This is a genomic window from Holdemania filiformis (genome assembly GCF_003459085.1).
Lineage (GTDB): Bacteria > Bacillota_I > Bacilli_A > Erysipelotrichales > Erysipelotrichaceae > Holdemania > Holdemania filiformis.
The window spans coordinates 56820-73880 of sequence record NZ_QRUP01000006.1 but is presented as its reverse complement, the minus strand read 5'-3'; the positions used below and the strand labels follow the sequence as shown (position 1 = coordinate 73880).

The window sequence follows — 17061 nt, the reverse complement described above, 5'->3', positions numbered from 1 at the left end:
AGCCTTCGGGCTGTTTTGTTTTTTGCCATAAATAAGAACTTTGACCGGTGATCTCCCCGCCTTCAGCCGTGAGCATTTCGGTATGCAAAGGAAAAAACTGTGATATACTTAGATTACTGAACAGGAGGATGAAGAATATGAAAATTGTAAATACGCAGGAATTTGATGAAATAACAGCGAAGGACGGGCTGGTGCTCGTGGATTTCTTCGCCGATTGGTGCGGGCCGTGCAAAATGCTGGCGCCGGTGCTGGAAGAAGTCGCGGCGAAATATGAAGGCAAGCTGGACATCGTGAAGGTGAATGTCGATCAGTCGCAGGATCTGGCGCAGCGCTACGGCGTCATGTCAATTCCGACGTTGATCGCGTTCAAAGGCGGAAAAGCTGTGAAGCAGAGCGTTGGCTTCCAGCCGAAAAACATGTTGGAAAACATGATCGACGGTTTGCTGTAAATCGTCTGTTGCGGTACAATTAATTCTCAGATTGTTTCACAAGGCCGGGTACCCTATGTATCCGGTTTTTTTTATTCTCGGCCGATCGGCGAGAGCGGGGATGAAGCGGACAGATCGGGGAAAACTGGATACAGGCAAAGAACTGGAAAACAGGGCAAGATCAGCGGCGGCCATTCGTGAGGGTAAAGCAGAATCGGAAGCATCTGATCCCGGGCGGGAAGCGCTGGCAAAGGAGAACGCAGCCGCGCATTCCGGAATGGATTGAAGGACAAAGTTTCTTAGAAAGCAGAACGCTGAGAATAGACAATCCGTCAGAATCCAGCCGCTGTCCATCCTCGCTCCGCTGATGAACTTAGCCGCCGCAGGTCCGCGCTGACCTGAATCCTGAAAAAAAGTTTAACGGCAGTAATCTTTTTGTTTAAAACTATTGAATTTTACAGGCGCGTATGTATAATAATATCTGTGTTTATTAAATGCTTCCGAGAAGTTTAGTGTTACTAAACATAGGAGCGGAAAAGGAGGGGTTGGATGGATATCGGATATCGGATCAAACAGCTGCGGACGAAGAACAACCTGACGCTGGAAGAACTGGCCAGCCGCTGCGAATTAACCAAGGGGTTCCTGTCGCAGCTGGAACGGAATCTGACCTCGCCTTCGATCGCGACGCTGCAGGATATCGTCGAAGCGCTGGGGACGACGCTGGCGAAGTTTTTCCAGGAAGAAACCGAGGAAAAGCTGGTCTTTACCGACGACGACTACTTCGTCGATGAACGTGAGGACTGTACGATCCACTGGATCGTGCCCAATGCCCAGAAAAACGAAATGGAGCCGATTTTGCTGGAACTGCCGCCGCAGGGCCAGTCGCATGAAGTCGCTGTTCACGAAGGGGAGGAATTCGGCTACGTGCTGTCCGGTCGGATCAAACTGGTCAATCTGGACACAGGAAAGGTCTATATCGTTAAAAAAGGGCAGACATTTTATGTCAAGGGATCGTTTAGCCACTGTCTGAAAAATGATTCGGCCCAGCCGGCCCGCGTGCTGTGGATCTGCACGCCGCCGATCTTTTAGATCCAATGAGAAAGGGGATTTACGAATGAAAAAACTAATTCAGTTTAAGAATATCGTGAAGGAATTTGACGGCCAGATCGTCTTGAAGGGCGTCAATCTGGATATCTATGAAAATGAGTTTGTCACGCTGCTCGGTCCATCGGGCTGCGGCAAGACGACGCTGCTCAGAATTTTAGGCGGATTTCTGGAACCGACGGAAGGCAAGATTATCTTCGACGGTCAGGATATCAGCCAGGTCCCGCCCTATAAACGGGAGATCAACACCGTGTTCCAGAAGTATGCGTTGTTTCCGCACATGAACGTGTATGAAAACATCGCGTTCGGCTTGAAAATCAAGAAGCAGTCCAAGGATGTCATCGAACAGAAGGTTATGCGGATGCTTTCCTTAGTTGGCCTGGAAGGCTTTGAAAAACGCAACGTCACCCTGCTTTCCGGCGGTCAGCAGCAGCGCGTCGCGATAGCCCGCGCGTTGGTCAACGAGCCGGAGGTTCTGCTTTTGGACGAACCGTTAGGCGCGCTGGACCTCAAACTGCGCAAGGAAATGCAGCATGAGCTGAAAAAAATTCAGAAGGAAGTCGGCATCACGTTTATCTTCGTCACGCACGATCAGGAAGAAGCCCTGACGATGTCTGATAAGATCGTCGTCATGAAGGATGGCGAAATCCAGCAGATCGGCACCCCGGAAGAAATCTACAACGAGCCGGAAAACGAATACGTCGCCCGCTTTATCGGGGAATCGAATATCATCGACGGCGTTATGAAGGAAGACTACCGCGTCATGTTCGACGATAAGATCTATGACTGCGTGGACTTCGGCTTTAAAAAGAATGAAAACGTCGATATCGTGATCCGTCCGGAAGACATCGACATCGTGCCGCGCGGCCAGGGAATCCTCAACGGCGAGGTTAAATCGCTGCTGTTCAAGGGGGTTCATTATGAAATCATGGTTCAGACCGTGTCGGGGACCGCGAAAACGGTCAAGATGCACGTTCTGGCTAATCATGACAAAGTAAATCCGGAAGCTAACGAAAAAATTTCCGCCAACGACTTCACGATGGACCTGGAGGACGTCGCGGAGATGACCGACGCCGACGTCATCGCCCGCGCCAACGCGCAGGCCTGGGACGAGGAAGATGAATTTATTTCCCTGTCTACCGTCGAATATGATATCAAGCCGCAGCCCGGCACCTATCCGGCGACCTTCGGTACCTCCAAAGGCACTTCGATCACGATTAAAATCAGCGTCGTCGAGCCGAAGTACGTCGAGGACAACAAGCATAACATCGGTATTACCGCTTTTGACTTCTATAAAACACCGGATGAAATCAAAGAGAGCGTCGCGCTGAACACCGATTTGAAAATGTGGGCCAGCGCCGAGGCCTGGGATCTGGAGGACGACAGTCCGATCGAGATCAGCGAAGTGAAATACGATTTCGATCCGGAAACGATTGCGGAAGGCGACTTCGACATTACCTTTGCGACCAAAGGCCGCATCTTCAAGATCCACACCACGGATTTCCAGGAGGAAGGCAAGAAAGTCGATCTCAAATTCGCGCCGGAGGACATTCACGTCATGTCCAAGATGGGAGTGTAAGCCGCTATGAAATCCTTTGCGCGCATGCTGTATCCATATCTGGTATGGATCGCGATCATGATTCTGGCGCCGATGCTTCTGATCGTGCTGTACGCGTTCACCAAGCAGGGCAACTCCGTGCTGACGCTGCAGTTTACGCTCGATAACTTCGCCCGCTTTTTCTCCGACAGTATTTTTCCCAACGTGCTGTGGCGGTCGTTAAAGATCGCGCTGATCACAACGGTCATCTGCGTGCTGTTAGGCTATCCGGCGGCGTATTTCATCGCCAAGCTCGACGGCAACCGCAAATCGGTCATGGTGCTGCTGATCACGCTGCCGATGTGGATCAACATGCTGGTCAGAACGTACGCCTGGCGCGGCATCCTGCTGAACTTTCCGGTCAGCAGCGAATTCAAGGTGTTTGTCGGCATGGTTTATAACTTTATTCCCTTTATGATTTTACAGATCTATACGTCGCTGACTAAAATGGATCAAAGCCTGTTAACCGCAGCGGAGGATCTGGGCGCCAACAAGGTGCAGACCTTCCTGCGCGTTACGCTGCCGCTGTCGATGCCGGGCGTCATCTCCGGCATTACGCTCGTCTTTCTGCCGGCGGTATCGAGCTTCTTTATTCCGAAGCTTCTGGGCGGCGGCGATTACGTCCTGGTCGGCAACCTGATCGAGAACTACTTTATTTCCACCGGCGATTGGAACTTCGGTTCGGCGATTTCGCTGATCATGGCGGTGATCATCATGATCTCGATGTTCATCACCAAGAAGGTTGACTATGAGAACAAGGGGGAAACCCGCGCATGAAAAAATTGAAATCCCTGTTCTCCCGGTTTTATCTGGTGCTGGTTCTCGCGTTCTTCTATCTGCCGATTCTCTATGTCATCGTCTTCTCCTTCAACGACAGTAAGTCGTTAAGCAAATTCACCGGCTTCTCATTGCAGTGGTATGAAAAGATGTTTGCCAACCGCACGATTATGGAGTCGATCTATTACACCGTGGTCATCGCAGTGATCGCGACGGTGGTTTCTACGATTGTCGGCACGATCGCGGCCATCGGTTTGTCTAAATCCAAGCGGATCGTGAAGGACCTCACGCTGCAGATCAACAATCTGCCGATGATGAATCCGGAAATCGTCACAGCGATCGGCTTAATGCTTCTGTTCACCTCGTTAAACATTAAAACCGGCTTCATGACGCTGTTGTTGGCGCATATCGCGTTCTGTATCCCCTACGTCATGCTCAGCATCATGCCCAAGCTCCGCCAGATGGATCCCAACCTGCCGGAAGCCGCGCTGGATCTGGGCGCGACGCCATGGCAGGCTCTGATCAAGGTGATCGTTCCGGAGATCATGCCGGGGATCGTTTCCGGCGCTTTGATCGCCTTCACGATGTCGTTTGATGACTTCGTCATCTCGTTCTTCACGACCGGTCCTGGCATTAACAACATCTCGATTTACGTCTATTCGATGTATAAACGAATCAATCCGAGCATCAACGCGCTGTCCACGATCATTGTGGTGATGATCACCGTTGTTCTGATTCTGGTCAACGTCATTCCGCTGGTGAAAGAAAGGAAATTGAAGAAAAATGAAAAACTGGGTTAAACTGGGTTTGTGCGGCCTGTTGGTCGTTTCGCTTGGCGGCTGCGGGGGCGGCGGCAAGAGCGATATCGATCCGCAGGAGGTCTATGGCTGCAGCACGCTGAATGTCTACAACTGGGGCGAATACGTCGGGGAAAACGTCCTGTCCAATTTTGAAAGACAGTACAATGTCAAAATCAATTACTCGATGTTTGCCTCCAACGAGGAAATGTATACGAAGCTGCTGGGCGGCAGTCAGTACGACGTGCTGGTGCCTTCCGATTACATGATCGAGCGGATGATCGACGAAAATATGCTTCAGCCGCTGGATAAGTCGATGATTCCGAATCTGGCGAACCTGGCCGACGGCGTCAAGGGGTTGTCCTACGATCCGGATAATACCTATTCCGCGCCGTATTTCTGGGGCATGGTCGGAATTGTCTACAACAAGAACAACGTCGATCCGGCAGATGTGGAATCGCAGGGCTTCGACGTGCTGCGCAATGAGAAATACAAGGGACATGTGTTCGTCTATGACTCCGAGCGGGATTCGTTCATGATGGCGTTTAAGGCGCTGGGGTATTCGATGAATACAGAAAATGAAGACGAGATTCAGGCAGCTTATGAATGGCTGCTGGACATGGATAAGAAGGTCGATCCTTCCTATGTGACAGATGAAGTCATCGACGGCATGGTCACCGGCGAAAAGGATATCGCCGTCGTTTACAGCGGCGACGCGGCTTACATTTTGTCGGAAAATGAGGATATGGCTTACTGGCTGCCGGAAGAAGGCACAAACCTGTGGAGCGACGCGATGGTCATCCCGGCGAACGCCAAATGCCCGAAGCTGGCCAATGAATTCATCAATTACATTCTGACTGACGACGCTTCCTATGATAATTCCAGTACGGTCGGCTACGCTTCCAGCAACAAGAACGTACTGGAGGAAATGAGCGCCACGGGCGGGGAATATGATGGAAATCCGGCTTATCTGCCGCGTGTCGGGTATGCCAAGGATGAAGTATTCAAGCATAACGAGATCCTGAAAAAGAAATTAGCGGATCTGTGGATTAAAGTCAAAAACAGTTAAAAGTCTGACGGCTCAGAGTGAAACAGAACGGAAAAGGCGTTGAAATCGGCGCCTTTTTTGTTTTGAAAGTCCGCTGAAATTCGTTTCATTTTAGCCTTGCATTTTAATAGGAGTTCATATATAATAATAAAGCACAGCGAAATGGTACCTTAGCCAAGTGGTAAGGCAATAGACTGCAACTCTGTGATCGCCAGTTCAAATCTGGCAGGTACCTCCATAAAATTGGGGATGTGGCGGAATCGGTAGACGCATCGGACTTAAAATCCGGTGATGGAAACATCGTACGGGTTCGAGTCCCGTCATCCCCACCAATCCTAAAAATCAAGCTGTGAAAAAATAAAAAAAGTTGTTGCAAATCGACACGAACTCTGTTATAATAACAAAGCGTTGTTGATAAGAACAACGAGATACGCGCCCATAGCTCAACTGGATAGAGCGTTTGACTACGGATCAAAAGGTTGCGGGTTCGATTCCTACTGGGCGCGCCATTTTATTAAAAAAACAGTTCCCTTCGGGAACTTATATTTCGGGATGTAGCACAGCTTGGTAGTGCACTTGATTTGGGATCAAGGGGTCGCAGGTTCGAATCCTGTCATCCCGACCATGATTTAAATTTTTGGCGAGGTAGCTTAGTTGGCTAGAGCGTTCGGTTCATACCCGGAAGGTCGTGGGTTCGAGTCCCACCCTCGCTACCATTTGATTGTTTAGGATCTGCGGACCCTTAGCTCAGTTGGTCAGAGCTGCCGGCTCATAACCGGCTGGTCGTAGGTTCGAGTCCTACAGGGTCCACCAAGTCATTCTGGAGGAATACCCAAGTGGTTGAAGGGTCCGGTCTTGAAAACCGGTAGGTCGGGAAACCGGCGCCTGGGTTCGAATCCCAGTTCCTCCGCCATTGAAAATTTTATACTTAGTTATCGCGGGGTAGAGCAGTCTGGTAGCTCGTCGGGCTCATAACCCGGAGGTCGTTGGTTCAAATCCTTCCCCCGCAACCAATGGTTCTGTAGCTCAGTTGGTAGAGCAATGGACTGAAAATCCATGTGTCGCCGGTTCAATCCCGGCTGGAACCACCACTTATTAAAAACCCTGTCGCTGACAGGTTTTTTTGTATAGTAAACGGAGGGATTGGACGACATTCAGGGGGGGGGGAAGGATTCAGGCGGAGCCCGGCGAATCAAAGTTACGCGGATCCAGGCGCCCAAGCCGTTTTCGTCCGCGGATTGCGGAGGGAGATCCTCACCGGTTTTCAATCCCGGGATTCTCTCGATCTGCGTTGTCTGGCGGACCCTGTCGGCAGCCGGCGCCGGCTTAGGGGAAGCGAGGATGAGACTCCGCCCGATTTCCTGTTTCCTGCGATCCCTCGATCCCATAAACCCAATGCGGTCAGATTGGCAAAGTCAATGTGATCCCGCCGTCACTCAGTGCGAAATCTACGCTCTGAAGGCGGCAGATCTTATCTCTGATCTCGAAACAAACCCCACGGCAATTCAGGAGGAACTTCAATGACAAAGGAACAGCTGAAACAAAGATTGGAACTTAACTCCGCAATGACGCAGATCGCTGCGGATTATCTGCGGGAAAACGCCTGCGCGATTGAACGGGAGATGGTTGAATCTCTGTGCCATAGCTGCGGATTATCAGAAACGGACGCCGTCTACACTCTGTTTTGTATTATTGCGGGTCTGGAACTGGATGAAAATCCGCTGCACCGCCGTCTGGCCGACCAATATTTCAAGCCGGGATTCCGTTGTTTGTCCGCAGCTGAATATGAAGCCGACGCTTATCTGCGCAACATCCATTTTCCGGATACGGCCCAGGGCGGCTGGACGGTGCGCTGGGAAAGCTATCAGCCGTTTGAAATCCTGATCTATGACGACTACCGGGTGGATGAAACCGGAGTGGAGTGCCCGCAGCTGGGCTATTTCAATACGGAATACCGCTATCCCTGTGTATATGAAAATGGCGTTGAGTGGATGAGCGTAATTCCCAGCGAGATCAACACAATGCGCCCGCTGCTGAAACAAGCCCAGGGAAGGGTGCTGGTCTGCGGCTTGGGTTTAGGCTATTTCGCCTATCATCTTTCACGCAAGGACAATGTCGAACAGATAATCGTCGTAGAGAAGGAAGCCGCGGTCATCCAATGGTTTACGCAGTGGATTCTGCCGCAGTGGGAACAGCCGGAAAAATTGAAAATTATCCATGACGATGCCTTCGCGGCAGTGGACCGCCTGAAACCCGGCGAAGTAGACACGATCTTCGTCGACTTGTGGCATAACGCGGCGGATGGAGCGCCGTTAGTCCAGGCAATGCGGACGCGGGAGCCGCGGCTGCCCGGCACCCGGTTTCTTTATTGGCTGGAAACCTCGGTCGACTCGGTATTGCGCTGGAATCAGGTGATGAAGGAGTACGCGGATCAATGAAAAAAAGAGGAATTTGGACAGGACGCTTGATTAATCAAGGGGCGCCCGCCGCTGAATTCCTCTTTTTTTAGAGTTGAGTTCGTTTATTTTGTAAGGGAATCGACATCGATCAGTTCATATTCCCGCGAACCGATCCCCAATGCGGCAGCGGCCTCAATCGTATGGATGCCGTGGCGGGATTCAATCCGTTCGATCAAATCTTTTTTCCCTGGATCTTCGCACTGATAGACCAGATCGATGCAGGCCTGATCCAATGCGACCGGATCCAGCGAGGACAGGATACCGATATCTCTGACCTTCGGATCTTCCGCTTTCGCGCAGCAGTCGCAGTCGACCGACATGTTGCACATTACGTTGATGAAGACAATGTTTTCTTTCTCATAGTCGAGAATGGATTTCGCAGCGTCGGCCATCGATTCCAGGAACTGATCATGATCCGCGGACCACATGTTCTCCGCGACTCCGGCGCCATGGATGTAAGCTTTGCCATAGCTGGACGCCAGACCGATCGAGATGTTTTTCAACGCGCCGCCGTAGCCGCCCATCGGATGTCCTTTAAAGTGCGTCAGCACCAACATGGAATCATAATTTTTCAGATGATCGCCGACAAAGTTTTTCTGGATTACCTTTCCGCCTTCAACCGGCAGCTCCAGATCGCCGTCTTCATCAAGAATATCGACGGGAAACAGTTTAGACCAGCCGTGCTTTTCCATCGTATGCCAATGCGCTTCCGTCGTATTACGCTGACCTTCATAAGCAGTGTTGCATTCAACGACCGTACCGTTTACCTTTTCAATGACAGGTTTCATAAATTCAGGGCGCAGGAAGTTCTGATTGCCGACTTCGCCGCTGTGCAGCTTTACCGCGACTTTGCCTTTCAGCTCGCGGCCGAGAATTTCCTCCATCTCGATCATTTTTTCCGGCGTGATGATCTTGGTAAAATAAACTTTTGATTTTTCCATGGAATGGACCTCCTTACTTTGGAAACCGTCTAGGCATCAGTTTCCTCGTGACTTTATTGTAACGCCTGAAGTTCACTCCAAGTCAATCCTTTTTTATGGAATTGTCCGCGTTTTCTTTCTGCAATAGAAAATCCGGGATTGGGTGCGGCAGGGATAGGTTTTCCTGTTATACTGAAAGCAGGAAGTTGAAAGGAGAAGGACGAGTGATGAAATTAACATGGATGGAGGCGGAACAACCGTTGCCCCGGATTGACCGGGGTCTGCCCAACGTGTTCCCGATTCCGATTCAGCTTCAAGGGCAGCCGGCCGTTGTTTTATTTGATACCGGCGCTTCATGCAGCGCTGTGCGCAGATCGGTTGCGGAAGCGGCAGGGCTGCGGCCGCTGCATGAACAGATTGTGGGCGGCGGGAGTGGTCTGGGACGGATTCAGGCCGAGAAGTGGCTGGCGGAAACCGTGCAGATCGGCGCACTGACGGTGACGGAACAGGTGTGGATGGTGCTGCCGGACGCCTGTTTTGTCTTTGAGCTGGAAACTGGACATCCCGCGCAAATCGACGGACTGCTGGGGTGGGACGTTCTTCAGTTCGGCTGTTGGCAATGGGATGAAAAAAGTCAGCGGCTGTCGGGAAAGCCGTCGCTTCCGGAAAAAAGCACGGTTCATGAATTGTCAGGCTGGGATTCTATGCCTGTGGTGCAGGCGGAAACGAACGGCGAGATTTTATGCTGGGGGTTTGACAGCGGCAATACCAGCACGACCGGCGGGTCCTTGTTTTATTCAAGATTGCCAGAATCACTGCCGCTGGAATTGGAAACGCTGACGGGCGTTGATGGAACGACGCAGATTCCGGCCAAACGGCTCGCGCGGCTTCTTCTGCGGATCGGAACAGCCGAAATTATCCTCAGCCATGTTCCCGTGATCAATAAGTCGTTATATCCCGTGCGAAATCAGGCGGTCGCCGGTTTGTTGGGCGCGGACGTGCTGGCAGGGTGCAGCTGGCGCCTGGATTATCCTAATCGCCGCCTGGAGCTCAAACCGGAGGCCGCGGATTCCATTCTTCCTTGACATAGAATAAAAACAAAAAACGCCGGAGAACTGAAAGCAGGGAGGACTTTCAACTTCGGCGTTTTCAGAGAATCGCAACGTTAGTTTGGAATTAGAATTTGCGACAGCGGCATATTCGGAGTGTTTAAATTCGGCGTTTGGTTGAGCGCGCCGGAAGAGAAATAGAAGACAGAGGCGATCACGATCAGGATTGCGGCTAACTTGTAGAGTACAGTCAGGTTTTTTTGCATTGGGGATTCCCTCCTTTTATTTTCAGCATAAGCGCCAAACGCTCTTTTATTCTTGATCTTACTATAACATACGAAGCCGTTGGGGAAATGAACGGCAGCTTAACAATTTATTACAGATTCCTGACGGTCGCTTAAAACAGCCTTGATTTCCCAGAACAGTCGTGAAAAAACATAGAATCTGATGTTTTTTCCAAAAAAATTTCCACTTCCGCAAGGCACAGATCCGCCAACGGCTTTCTTCACTTGACAAAGTTTGACAACCTTCGTCGCAATCAGCCACTACAATAAATCTGATAAGAGGTGGAATTTTGATGAAGGGAAACGTTTGTTTTTTAGAAGATTTAACGCGTCTGATCCAGGCGGGAAAGCGGACGGAGCTCGCGCACCGGCTGCGGCCGGAAGCGGCTGTTGTGAGCGGGGAGATCGAAATCTATGGCCGGGAAGCTGCCGCGCGGTGGCTGTGGGAACAGCCGCGGCTGACAACGCTCGGCGAACCCCGGATCCAGATGCTTTCCGGTCAGCTGATGCTGCAGCGGGGAACTGTGCAGTGCGCGGGAAAGCCGCTGCGGTATGTGCTTGTGATCGACGTGCTTTTAGGTCAGCTCGTTCATCTGACGCTGCTGGAAGCGGCAGTGAAAACGGAAAGCGCAGCCCCATCCGGCCGCAGCTCTGACTTGGAGCTGCTTTTAACGCAGACGCAGAAATTCTGGCTGGAATGGGATCTTTGTCAGGATACGCTGCGGGTGTCGGAGAACTGGTTCGCGCATTTTCATTTTCAGCCTGCGCTTTCCAATCTGTTTCAGGATCAGGCACGCCGGCAGCACTCACTCTCCGGTGCGCAGATCGCGGAAATCCGGAGCCAGCTGCGGCAGGGAAAGCCGGTCCCGCCCATTGAGCTCAGCCTGCGTTGCGGTGGGAAAGACTTTCGCTGGTATAAGCTGGAACTAACGGCTGAAAAGGATGCGCAGGGTCAGCCGGTGAAGGTGCTTGGCCTGGTAAGTGATATCGATCAGCAGCGGCGCGAGCTTCATTGGCTGCGGCGGCTGGCGCACCAGGACTGCCTGACGGGATTATATAATCGTTTTAAGATTCAGCAGCTAATCGAGGAAACACTGCGCTGCGCTCCGGAGGGGAAACGCATGACGCTGGCTGTGATGGATATTGATAATTTCAAACAGATCAACGACGCCTATGGACATGACTGCGGCGATGAAGCGCTGCGGCAAACCGCGGCTGAAATCCGCGAGCTGTTTGCGCCGGAGGATTTAGTCGGCCGGATCGGCGGCGATGAATTTGTCGTTTTACTGCAGGAAGCGGGAACTGGCGAACAGGCTGGCGCCCGTCTGGAACAGATTCGTCAGAAGCTGCAGCATCTGCATCAGCCTTCGGCTGCCCTGACAGGAATTTCCTGCAGCATCGGCTGCGCCTTCTTTCCTGCGCAGGGAACGACGTACCGTCAATTATTTTTGAAAGCCGACGCGGCGATGTATCAGGCCAAGCGCCAGGGAAAAAACAGCTGTGTATTCTATTGATTCATGTTGAATTCTTGATTTATGTTTTCAACGCTTCCCTTTTTAATTCGGTGAGATTGCCGTCCATTTTGCGAATGGGCGTGGTATGATAAAATCAACGGATCAATGAAAGGGGAAGGAAAATGAAAACAACCTTGATTCTGGGCTCCACGGTGATCGATATGATCGTCCGGGTGCCGCATCTGCCGGTAACCCAGGAGGATATCAATACGCGTTCCATGACGATGGCGCTGGGCGGTTGTTCCTATAATGCGGCGCGGATGCTGCGGCTGTTCCAGCTGCCGCTGTTTCACTGTTCGCCGACGGGCGACGGTGTTTTCGGCCAGCTGACCGAGAAACTTTTGAGGGAAGAAGGACTGTCGCCGGCGGTGCGGGTGAAAGGTCAGGATAACGGCTGCTGCCTGTGTTTGGTGGAGGACAGCGGCGAGCGCACGTTTTTATCAACCCATGGCGCGGAATATGGCTTCTGTGAAGAATGGCTGGCAGACCTCGATCCGGCGCAGCTGGACTATGTGTATGTTTGCGGAATTGAACTGGAGGAGCCGAGCGGACAGGCCATGTTGAAATGGCTGCGCGATCATCCCGGACCGCAGGTTTTTTTCGCCCCGGGCGCACGGCTGATGCATTTAGATGCGTTGCACTGGCAGCAAATGGAAGCGTGCCGGCCGGTCCTGCATTTGAATGAAGCGGAAGCCTGCTGGCTAAGCAGGACTGGAGCGATTGAAGAAGCCGCGAGAACGCTGCATGATCGGTTTGGTCAGGCTGTGATCATCACCCGGGGCGAACAGGGCGCGGTGTGCTGTTCAGCAGAGGGCAATGTCCAGGAACTTCCGGGCGTCGCGGCAAAGGTTGTCGATACGATCGGCGCCGGCGATTGCCATGCCGGAACGGTGCTGGCGGGACTGAAGCTGGGCTGGCCGTTAGTCGAGGCAGTGGATCTGGCTAACGCGATGGCCGCCCGGGTTGTCGCCCGATCCTCCGCCCGTCTGGATGAAACCGAATTTGATGCCGTGCTGAACACCTGGCGGAAAAACGCCGGAAAGGACTTGCCGGCGGAGGGAAAGTGCGGTATCCTGTAACCAATTCATAGTAAGGTGGGAAACAACATGGAAAGAATACAAATTCAAGACTTGACCGACTACCATTTCGTACACAGCCTGGCGGCCTCCAAAACGCATATCCTGTGCTTGCAAACGCAGATGGACAAGGCGGAAAACGGCTACCGCACCAATTTGATGGAACTGGAGCCGGCGACGATGCAGCTGAAGCCGTTGATCAGCGACGGCAAGGTTTCGTCATTCTGCTTTGAGGATGACAACACGGTGCTGTTCGCGGCGGAGCGCAAGCCGCAGGATAAACCGGAACCGTATGAACAGAAAACCGTTTATTACCGGCTATCGCTGAACCAGGGCGAAGCCCGGAAAGCGTTTGAAGTTCCCTACGCCGTCCTGCAGATGACGCCGGTGGCGGACAGCAATTGGGTGGTTTTGAAGATTCAGGAAAATTTATATACTTTAGATCCCCAGACGACGTCCAAGGAAGAACTGGACGACGCGCAGGATTATGTGATTCTGCATGAAGTCCCGTTTGTTGCCAACGGCGCCGGATTTATCGATTCAGACCGCTGCGGCTGCCTGCTCTGGAACAAACGCACAGGTCAGCATCAGCGGATCACGCCGGAGGGCTATGATTGCGGCCGGGTGATCGTCAGCGGTCAGCGGATATTCTATACGGGAAAGAACTGGCGGGATGTGCAGCCGAAAACATCGGAGCTGGTCTGTTATGATCTTGAAACGCACACCTCACGCACGCTTGTGCCGCAGGGAGAACTGCGGATCGGCGCGATCGCCGCGGAAAACGACGTGCTGATGTTGATGGCAACCGATATGCAGGCCTATGGCAACGGTACGAGCTGTGATTTCTACCGCTGCGATGTTGCGAACGGGGAAGTCTGCAAGGTACTGGATTACGAATATTCCATCGGCAGCTGTGTCAACAGCGACGTCCGCTATGGATCAGGAAAAACGTTCATGATGAAAGATGATGTGCTTTATTTTACATCCACGATCGGGTATCGCACGGAACTGATGCGGCTGCAGGGAGACCGTTTGGAAAAAGCAGTCGCGTTCAACGGCGCCGTCAGTGGTTTTGATCTGACGGAATCCGGATATGTGTTCTGCGCAATGGAACCGGGCCGGCTGCAGGAAGTCTATACGGCTGACGAATCGGGAACGCTGAGGGGGCGCACGCAGATCAGCGAACAAGACCTCCAAAACAAGGCTGTTCAGCCTGTTGAGTACGCCGGCTTTGTCAATTCCGCGGGTCAGACGATCGACGGCTGGCTGATCAAACCTGTCGGTTGGCAGCCGGATCAGAAATATCCGGCAATCCTGGACATTCACGGCGGTCCGCGCACGACGTATGGCGAACTGTTGATCCACGAAATGCAGGTCTGGGCAAGCGCGGGCTATTATGTCTTCTTCTGCAACCATCGCGGATCCGACGGCTATGGCGACGCCTTTGCGGATCTGCGCCTGAAATATGGAACGATCGATTATGAAGATATCATGGAATTTACGGATCACATTCTGGCACAGAACCCGCAGATCGATCCGCTGCGGCTGGGCGTCACCGGGGGCAGCTATGGCGGCTACATGACCAACTGGATCATTACGCATACGCACCGCTTCGCCGCGGCCGCCAGCCAGCGCAGCATCTCCAACTGGATCAGCGATTACGGAACCTCCGGGATCAGCTATGACGACGATCTGCATGACGGCGGCAAACCTTGGAATCACATGGAAAAAATGTGGGATCACTCGCCTTTGAAATACGCGGATTTCTGCACGACGCCGACGTTGTTTATTCATTCCTTTGAGGACTATACCTGCGCCGTATCGCAGGCGATGGAAATGTTTACGGCCTTTAAGGTGCTGAACGTCGAAGCCCGCGCCTGCTTGTTTAAGGGGGAAAACCACGAGCTGTCCCGCAGCGGCAAACCACTGCACCGCTTTAAGCGGCTGCGTGAGATCACCGGCTGGATGAATCAGCATTGTCAGAAATAAAGTTGGAAGAATATCAGAGATCCGTATCGTTGGATTGAAAGACAGGTTTTGATTTTAACGGCTTGAAAGTCGCTGCAGCGCAGTGGTGTTCAAGCCGTTTTTCCTGTATAATGAAGAACACCGGACAGCCGGCCTTGACCGGCTGTTGGCATGAGAAAGCGGGGGACAAACGAATGGAAACAGGAATTTTAATACTGACGGCAATCACCGCCGGCGCCGCGTTGTTTTGTCTGTTTCAGATGATGGCCGTCAACCGGCGGCTGGCCAGACTTGAAGCGCAGGATTTCGATAAAAAGCTGAGCGCGCTGCAGACGACGCTGGCGGAACAGGACCGGCAGAGCCGGCAGGAAATTGTCGACGGGGCGCAGAACGCCGTGCGGTTAGTCGGCGAAATGCTGAGCGCTAATCAACAGACCGCATTTCAGGCGGAAAGCCAGAAGCTCGACGCCATGAATCACAGCGTTTTGCAGCAGCAGGCAGCCCAGCGCGAAATGCTGCAGTCTTTAAGCGCGCTGTTAAGCTCCAATCAGCAACAAATCTCCGAGCTGCAGAGCCGGAAATTCTCCGAGATCAGCCAGTCGCTGTCGGAAAAGCAGAATACGCTCAACACGGCGATGGCCAATCAGTTCAGCGTGTTGGAAAACCGCTTGAAAACCTTTGAAACGGGGAACGAGCAGAAACTGGAAAACATGCGTCAGACGATTGAAAAACAACTGGCTGCGATCCAGCAGGACAATAACCGGAAGCTGGATGAAATGCGCCAGACTGTTGATGAAAAGCTGCAGAAGACGCTGGAGGACAAGATGACACAGTCGTTCCAGCTCGTTAACGATCGTTTGGAACAAGTCTATAAGGGATTGGGCGAAATGCAGACGCTGGCTGTCGGCGTCGGCGATTTGAAAAAAGTGCTGTCCAACGTCAAGACCCGCGGCATCGTCGGGGAAATCCAGCTGGGCGCGATCCTGGAAGAAATTCTATCGCCGGAACAATACGCAACCAACGTCGCGACGGTGCCGGGAAGCAAGAACGTCGTCGAGTTTGCGATCAAGCTGCCGGGGGAGGACGATCAGCCGGTATGGCTGCCGATCGACTCCAAATTCCCGGCTGACGCCTATTCCAACCTGCAGGATGCCTACGATTCCGGCAGTCAGGAAGCCGTGACGCAGGCTGTCAACGTGCTGTCGCAGCGAATCCGTTCCTTTGCCAAGGATATTCACGATAAATATATCGAACCGCCCTACACAACCGATTTCGCGATTTTGTTTCTGCCGTTTGAAGGCCTGTACGCCGAAGTCGTCAACCGCGGCTTAGTCGAAACGCTGCAGCGGGATTACCGCATCAACATCGCCGGACCAAGCACGATGGCAGCGCTGCTCAACAGTCTGCAGATGGGCTTCAGAACGCTGGCGATCCAGAAGCGCAGCAGCGAGGTCTGGACGATCCTGGGCGCGGTGAAAACAGAATTCGATAAGTTCCACGACGTACTGGCGATGACCCAGCAGCGGCTGGATCAGGCGAATAAAGAACTCGATAAGCTCGTCGGTACGCGCACGCGGATGATTCAGCGCAAGCTGAAGGCGGTCGACAAGCTCGATCCGGCTCAGTCAGCCCAGCTGCTGGAAACTACGGCGGAGGACGACAGTCCGGTCGAAGCGTAAGCTTTTATGAATTGACAAGGCGGATAAGAATCGCGGGGGAGCGCAGGAGCCGCGATCAGTTGATTCATAAAATCTGTGCAGAGATCATAGGGAAAATCGTTTTTTGAAGAAGCACGGAAATTCAAATTGAATTCCCCGGCTTCTTTTTTTTAGCGTTGACCGATGTCGGTTTTCTCTTGTTTTCCAAGCCATCTTCCGTTATGTTCCTAAATTGTGAACTCTGTTGATCAAAGTCCCTTTATGGTATGCTAAAAAAGACAAAATCGGAATTGACGAAATACCGGAAAGATTGGAGACTCACTAATAGGGAAAATCAGGCTGTGAGAATCAGAAATTTAGTATTTTTGACAGTTCATTTCTG

The 17061-nt window shown here is 52.3% G+C and carries 15 protein-coding genes and 9 tRNA genes; 22 read left to right on the top strand and 2 right to left on the bottom strand.

What is annotated here, in order from left to right:
- Window positions 1-128: 128 nt before the first annotated feature.
- The 17 genes from trxA to DWY25_RS06430 all read left to right on the top strand — a co-directional run bounded on the left by trxA (window position 129) and on the right by DWY25_RS06430 (window position 8189).
- Window positions 129-449 carry a thioredoxin gene (trxA, locus tag DWY25_RS06510; protein ID WP_006058611.1) on the top strand — a complete coding sequence of 107 codons (321 nt, stop codon included), beginning with the start codon at window positions 129-131 and terminating at the stop codon, window positions 447-449.
- Window positions 450-549: 100 nt separating this feature from the next.
- Window positions 550-714: a hypothetical protein gene (locus tag DWY25_RS17720; protein ID WP_181981727.1), complete on the top strand. Its 165-nt coding sequence runs from the start codon at window positions 550-552 to the stop codon at window positions 712-714.
- 263 nt (window positions 715-977) lie between these two features.
- A complete protein-coding gene (locus tag DWY25_RS06505) occupies window positions 978-1517 on the top strand; it encodes a helix-turn-helix domain-containing protein (protein WP_117894554.1) in 540 nt (179 codons plus the stop codon).
- 25 nt (window positions 1518-1542) lie between these two features.
- Window positions 1543-3111 (top strand): spermidine/putrescine ABC transporter ATP-binding protein, encoded by a 1569-nt coding sequence (gene potA, locus DWY25_RS06500; RefSeq protein ID WP_117894553.1) that lies wholly within the window; start codon window positions 1543-1545, stop codon window positions 3109-3111.
- 6 nt (window positions 3112-3117) lie between these two features.
- Window positions 3118-3906: an ABC transporter permease gene (locus tag DWY25_RS06495; RefSeq protein ID WP_006058616.1), complete on the top strand. Its 789-nt coding sequence runs from the start codon at window positions 3118-3120 to the stop codon at window positions 3904-3906.
- Entirely contained in the window at window positions 3903-4706 is an 804-nt protein-coding gene (locus DWY25_RS06490) for an ABC transporter permease (protein ID WP_117894552.1), read from the top strand. Before DWY25_RS06495 ends, DWY25_RS06490 begins: the two co-directional genes overlap by 4 nt.
- A complete protein-coding gene (locus tag DWY25_RS06485; protein WP_117894551.1) occupies window positions 4690-5772 on the top strand; it encodes an ABC transporter substrate-binding protein in 1083 nt (360 codons plus the stop codon). Before DWY25_RS06490 ends, DWY25_RS06485 begins: the two co-directional genes overlap by 17 nt.
- Window positions 5773-5915: 143 nt before the next feature.
- Window positions 5916-5989, top strand: a tRNA-Cys gene (locus DWY25_RS06480).
- Window positions 5990-5996: 7 nt separating this feature from the next.
- Window positions 5997-6083: transfer RNA gene (locus tag DWY25_RS06475), tRNA-Leu, on the top strand.
- Between the two features lie 100 nt (window positions 6084-6183).
- Window positions 6184-6260 (top strand) — tRNA-Arg (locus DWY25_RS06470).
- Window positions 6261-6299: 39 nt separating this feature from the next.
- Window positions 6300-6376, top strand: a tRNA-Pro gene (locus DWY25_RS06465).
- Window positions 6377-6390: 14 nt separating this feature from the next.
- A tRNA-Met gene (locus DWY25_RS06460) sits at window positions 6391-6467 on the top strand.
- A 20-nt stretch (window positions 6468-6487) separates the two neighbouring features.
- Window positions 6488-6564, top strand: a tRNA-Ile gene (locus DWY25_RS06455).
- Window positions 6565-6573: 9 nt separating this feature from the next.
- Window positions 6574-6664: transfer RNA gene (locus DWY25_RS06450), tRNA-Ser, on the top strand.
- 23 nt (window positions 6665-6687) lie between these two features.
- Window positions 6688-6764: transfer RNA gene (locus DWY25_RS06445), tRNA-Met, on the top strand.
- A 2-nt stretch (window positions 6765-6766) separates the two neighbouring features.
- A tRNA-Phe gene (locus tag DWY25_RS06440) sits at window positions 6767-6842 on the top strand.
- Window positions 6843-7271: 429 nt separating this feature from the next.
- Window positions 7272-8189, top strand: coding sequence for a polyamine aminopropyltransferase (locus DWY25_RS06430; RefSeq protein WP_117894549.1), 918 nt, complete (start codon window positions 7272-7274; stop codon window positions 8187-8189).
- Between the two features lie 83 nt (window positions 8190-8272).
- Here the strand turns inward: DWY25_RS06430 and DWY25_RS06425 are convergent, their stop codons facing one another.
- Window positions 8273-9151, bottom strand: a complete 879-nt coding sequence (locus tag DWY25_RS06425) for a DUF362 domain-containing protein (RefSeq protein WP_117894548.1) — start codon at window positions 9149-9151, stop codon at window positions 8273-8275.
- Window positions 9152-9357: 206 nt separating this feature from the next.
- Here DWY25_RS06425 and DWY25_RS06420 point away from each other — a divergent pair, with 206 nt between their 5' ends.
- The gene (locus DWY25_RS06420) at window positions 9358-10215 is read left to right on the top strand and encodes a retropepsin-like aspartic protease (protein WP_187117669.1); all 858 of its coding nucleotides are present in this window, start codon (window positions 9358-9360) and stop codon (window positions 10213-10215) included.
- Between the two features lie 80 nt (window positions 10216-10295).
- On the opposite strand, the gene DWY25_RS17715 is transcribed toward DWY25_RS06420, so the two are convergent.
- Window positions 10296-10445 (bottom strand): hypothetical protein, encoded by a 150-nt coding sequence (locus DWY25_RS17715; protein WP_181981725.1) that lies wholly within the window; start codon window positions 10443-10445, stop codon window positions 10296-10298.
- 311 nt (window positions 10446-10756) lie between these two features.
- Between DWY25_RS17715 and DWY25_RS06415 the strand changes: the two genes are divergently transcribed.
- The 4 genes from DWY25_RS06415 (at window position 10757) to DWY25_RS06400 (ending at window position 16700) form a co-directional block, all read left to right on the top strand.
- On the top strand, window positions 10757-11977 hold the full coding sequence (locus tag DWY25_RS06415; protein ID WP_117894546.1) for a GGDEF domain-containing protein: 1221 nt from the start codon (window positions 10757-10759) through the stop codon (window positions 11975-11977).
- Between the two features lie 122 nt (window positions 11978-12099).
- Entirely contained in the window at window positions 12100-13056 is a 957-nt protein-coding gene (locus DWY25_RS06410; RefSeq protein ID WP_117894545.1) for a carbohydrate kinase family protein, read from the top strand.
- Window positions 13057-13083: 27 nt separating this feature from the next.
- A complete protein-coding gene (locus DWY25_RS06405; RefSeq protein WP_117894544.1) occupies window positions 13084-15042 on the top strand; it encodes an alpha/beta hydrolase family protein in 1959 nt (652 codons plus the stop codon).
- A gap of 173 nt (window positions 15043-15215) precedes the next feature.
- Window positions 15216-16700, top strand: a complete 1485-nt coding sequence (locus tag DWY25_RS06400; RefSeq protein WP_117894543.1) for a DNA recombination protein RmuC — start codon at window positions 15216-15218, stop codon at window positions 16698-16700.
- The last annotated feature ends 361 nt before the right edge of the window (window positions 16701-17061 follow it).

What these genes read in the sequence shown, in the direction of transcription:
- DWY25_RS06490 (WP_117894552.1), top strand. Translation starts at nt 3,903, where the DNA reads ATGAAAAAATTGAAATCCCTGTTCTCCCGGTTTTATCTGGTGCTGGTT.
- DWY25_RS06410 (WP_117894545.1), top strand. Translation starts at nt 12,100, where the DNA reads ATGAAAACAACCTTGATTCTGGGCTCCACGGTGATCGATATGATCGTC.
- DWY25_RS17715 (WP_181981725.1), bottom strand. Translation starts at nt 10,445, where the DNA reads ATGCAAAAAAACCTGACTGTACTCTACAAGTTAGCCGCAATCCTGATC.
- DWY25_RS06425 (WP_117894548.1), bottom strand. Translation starts at nt 9,151, where the DNA reads ATGGAAAAATCAAAAGTTTATTTTACCAAGATCATCACGCCGGAAAAA.
- DWY25_RS06400 (WP_117894543.1), top strand. Translation starts at nt 15,216, where the DNA reads ATGGAAACAGGAATTTTAATACTGACGGCAATCACCGCCGGCGCCGCG.
- DWY25_RS06430 (WP_117894549.1), top strand. Translation starts at nt 7,272, where the DNA reads ATGACAAAGGAACAGCTGAAACAAAGATTGGAACTTAACTCCGCAATG.
- DWY25_RS17720 (WP_181981727.1), top strand. Translation starts at nt 550, where the DNA reads ATGAAGCGGACAGATCGGGGAAAACTGGATACAGGCAAAGAACTGGAA.
- potA (WP_117894553.1), top strand. Translation starts at nt 1,543, where the DNA reads ATGAAAAAACTAATTCAGTTTAAGAATATCGTGAAGGAATTTGACGGC.
- DWY25_RS06420 (WP_187117669.1), top strand. Translation starts at nt 9,358, where the DNA reads ATGAAATTAACATGGATGGAGGCGGAACAACCGTTGCCCCGGATTGAC.
- trxA (WP_006058611.1), top strand. Translation starts at nt 129, where the DNA reads ATGAAGAATATGAAAATTGTAAATACGCAGGAATTTGATGAAATAACA.
- DWY25_RS06505 (WP_117894554.1), top strand. Translation starts at nt 978, where the DNA reads ATGGATATCGGATATCGGATCAAACAGCTGCGGACGAAGAACAACCTG.
- DWY25_RS06415 (WP_117894546.1), top strand. Translation starts at nt 10,757, where the DNA reads ATGAAGGGAAACGTTTGTTTTTTAGAAGATTTAACGCGTCTGATCCAG.
- DWY25_RS06485 (WP_117894551.1), top strand. Translation starts at nt 4,690, where the DNA reads ATGAAAAACTGGGTTAAACTGGGTTTGTGCGGCCTGTTGGTCGTTTCG.
- DWY25_RS06495 (WP_006058616.1), top strand. Translation starts at nt 3,118, where the DNA reads ATGAAATCCTTTGCGCGCATGCTGTATCCATATCTGGTATGGATCGCG.
- DWY25_RS06405 (WP_117894544.1), top strand. Translation starts at nt 13,084, where the DNA reads ATGGAAAGAATACAAATTCAAGACTTGACCGACTACCATTTCGTACAC.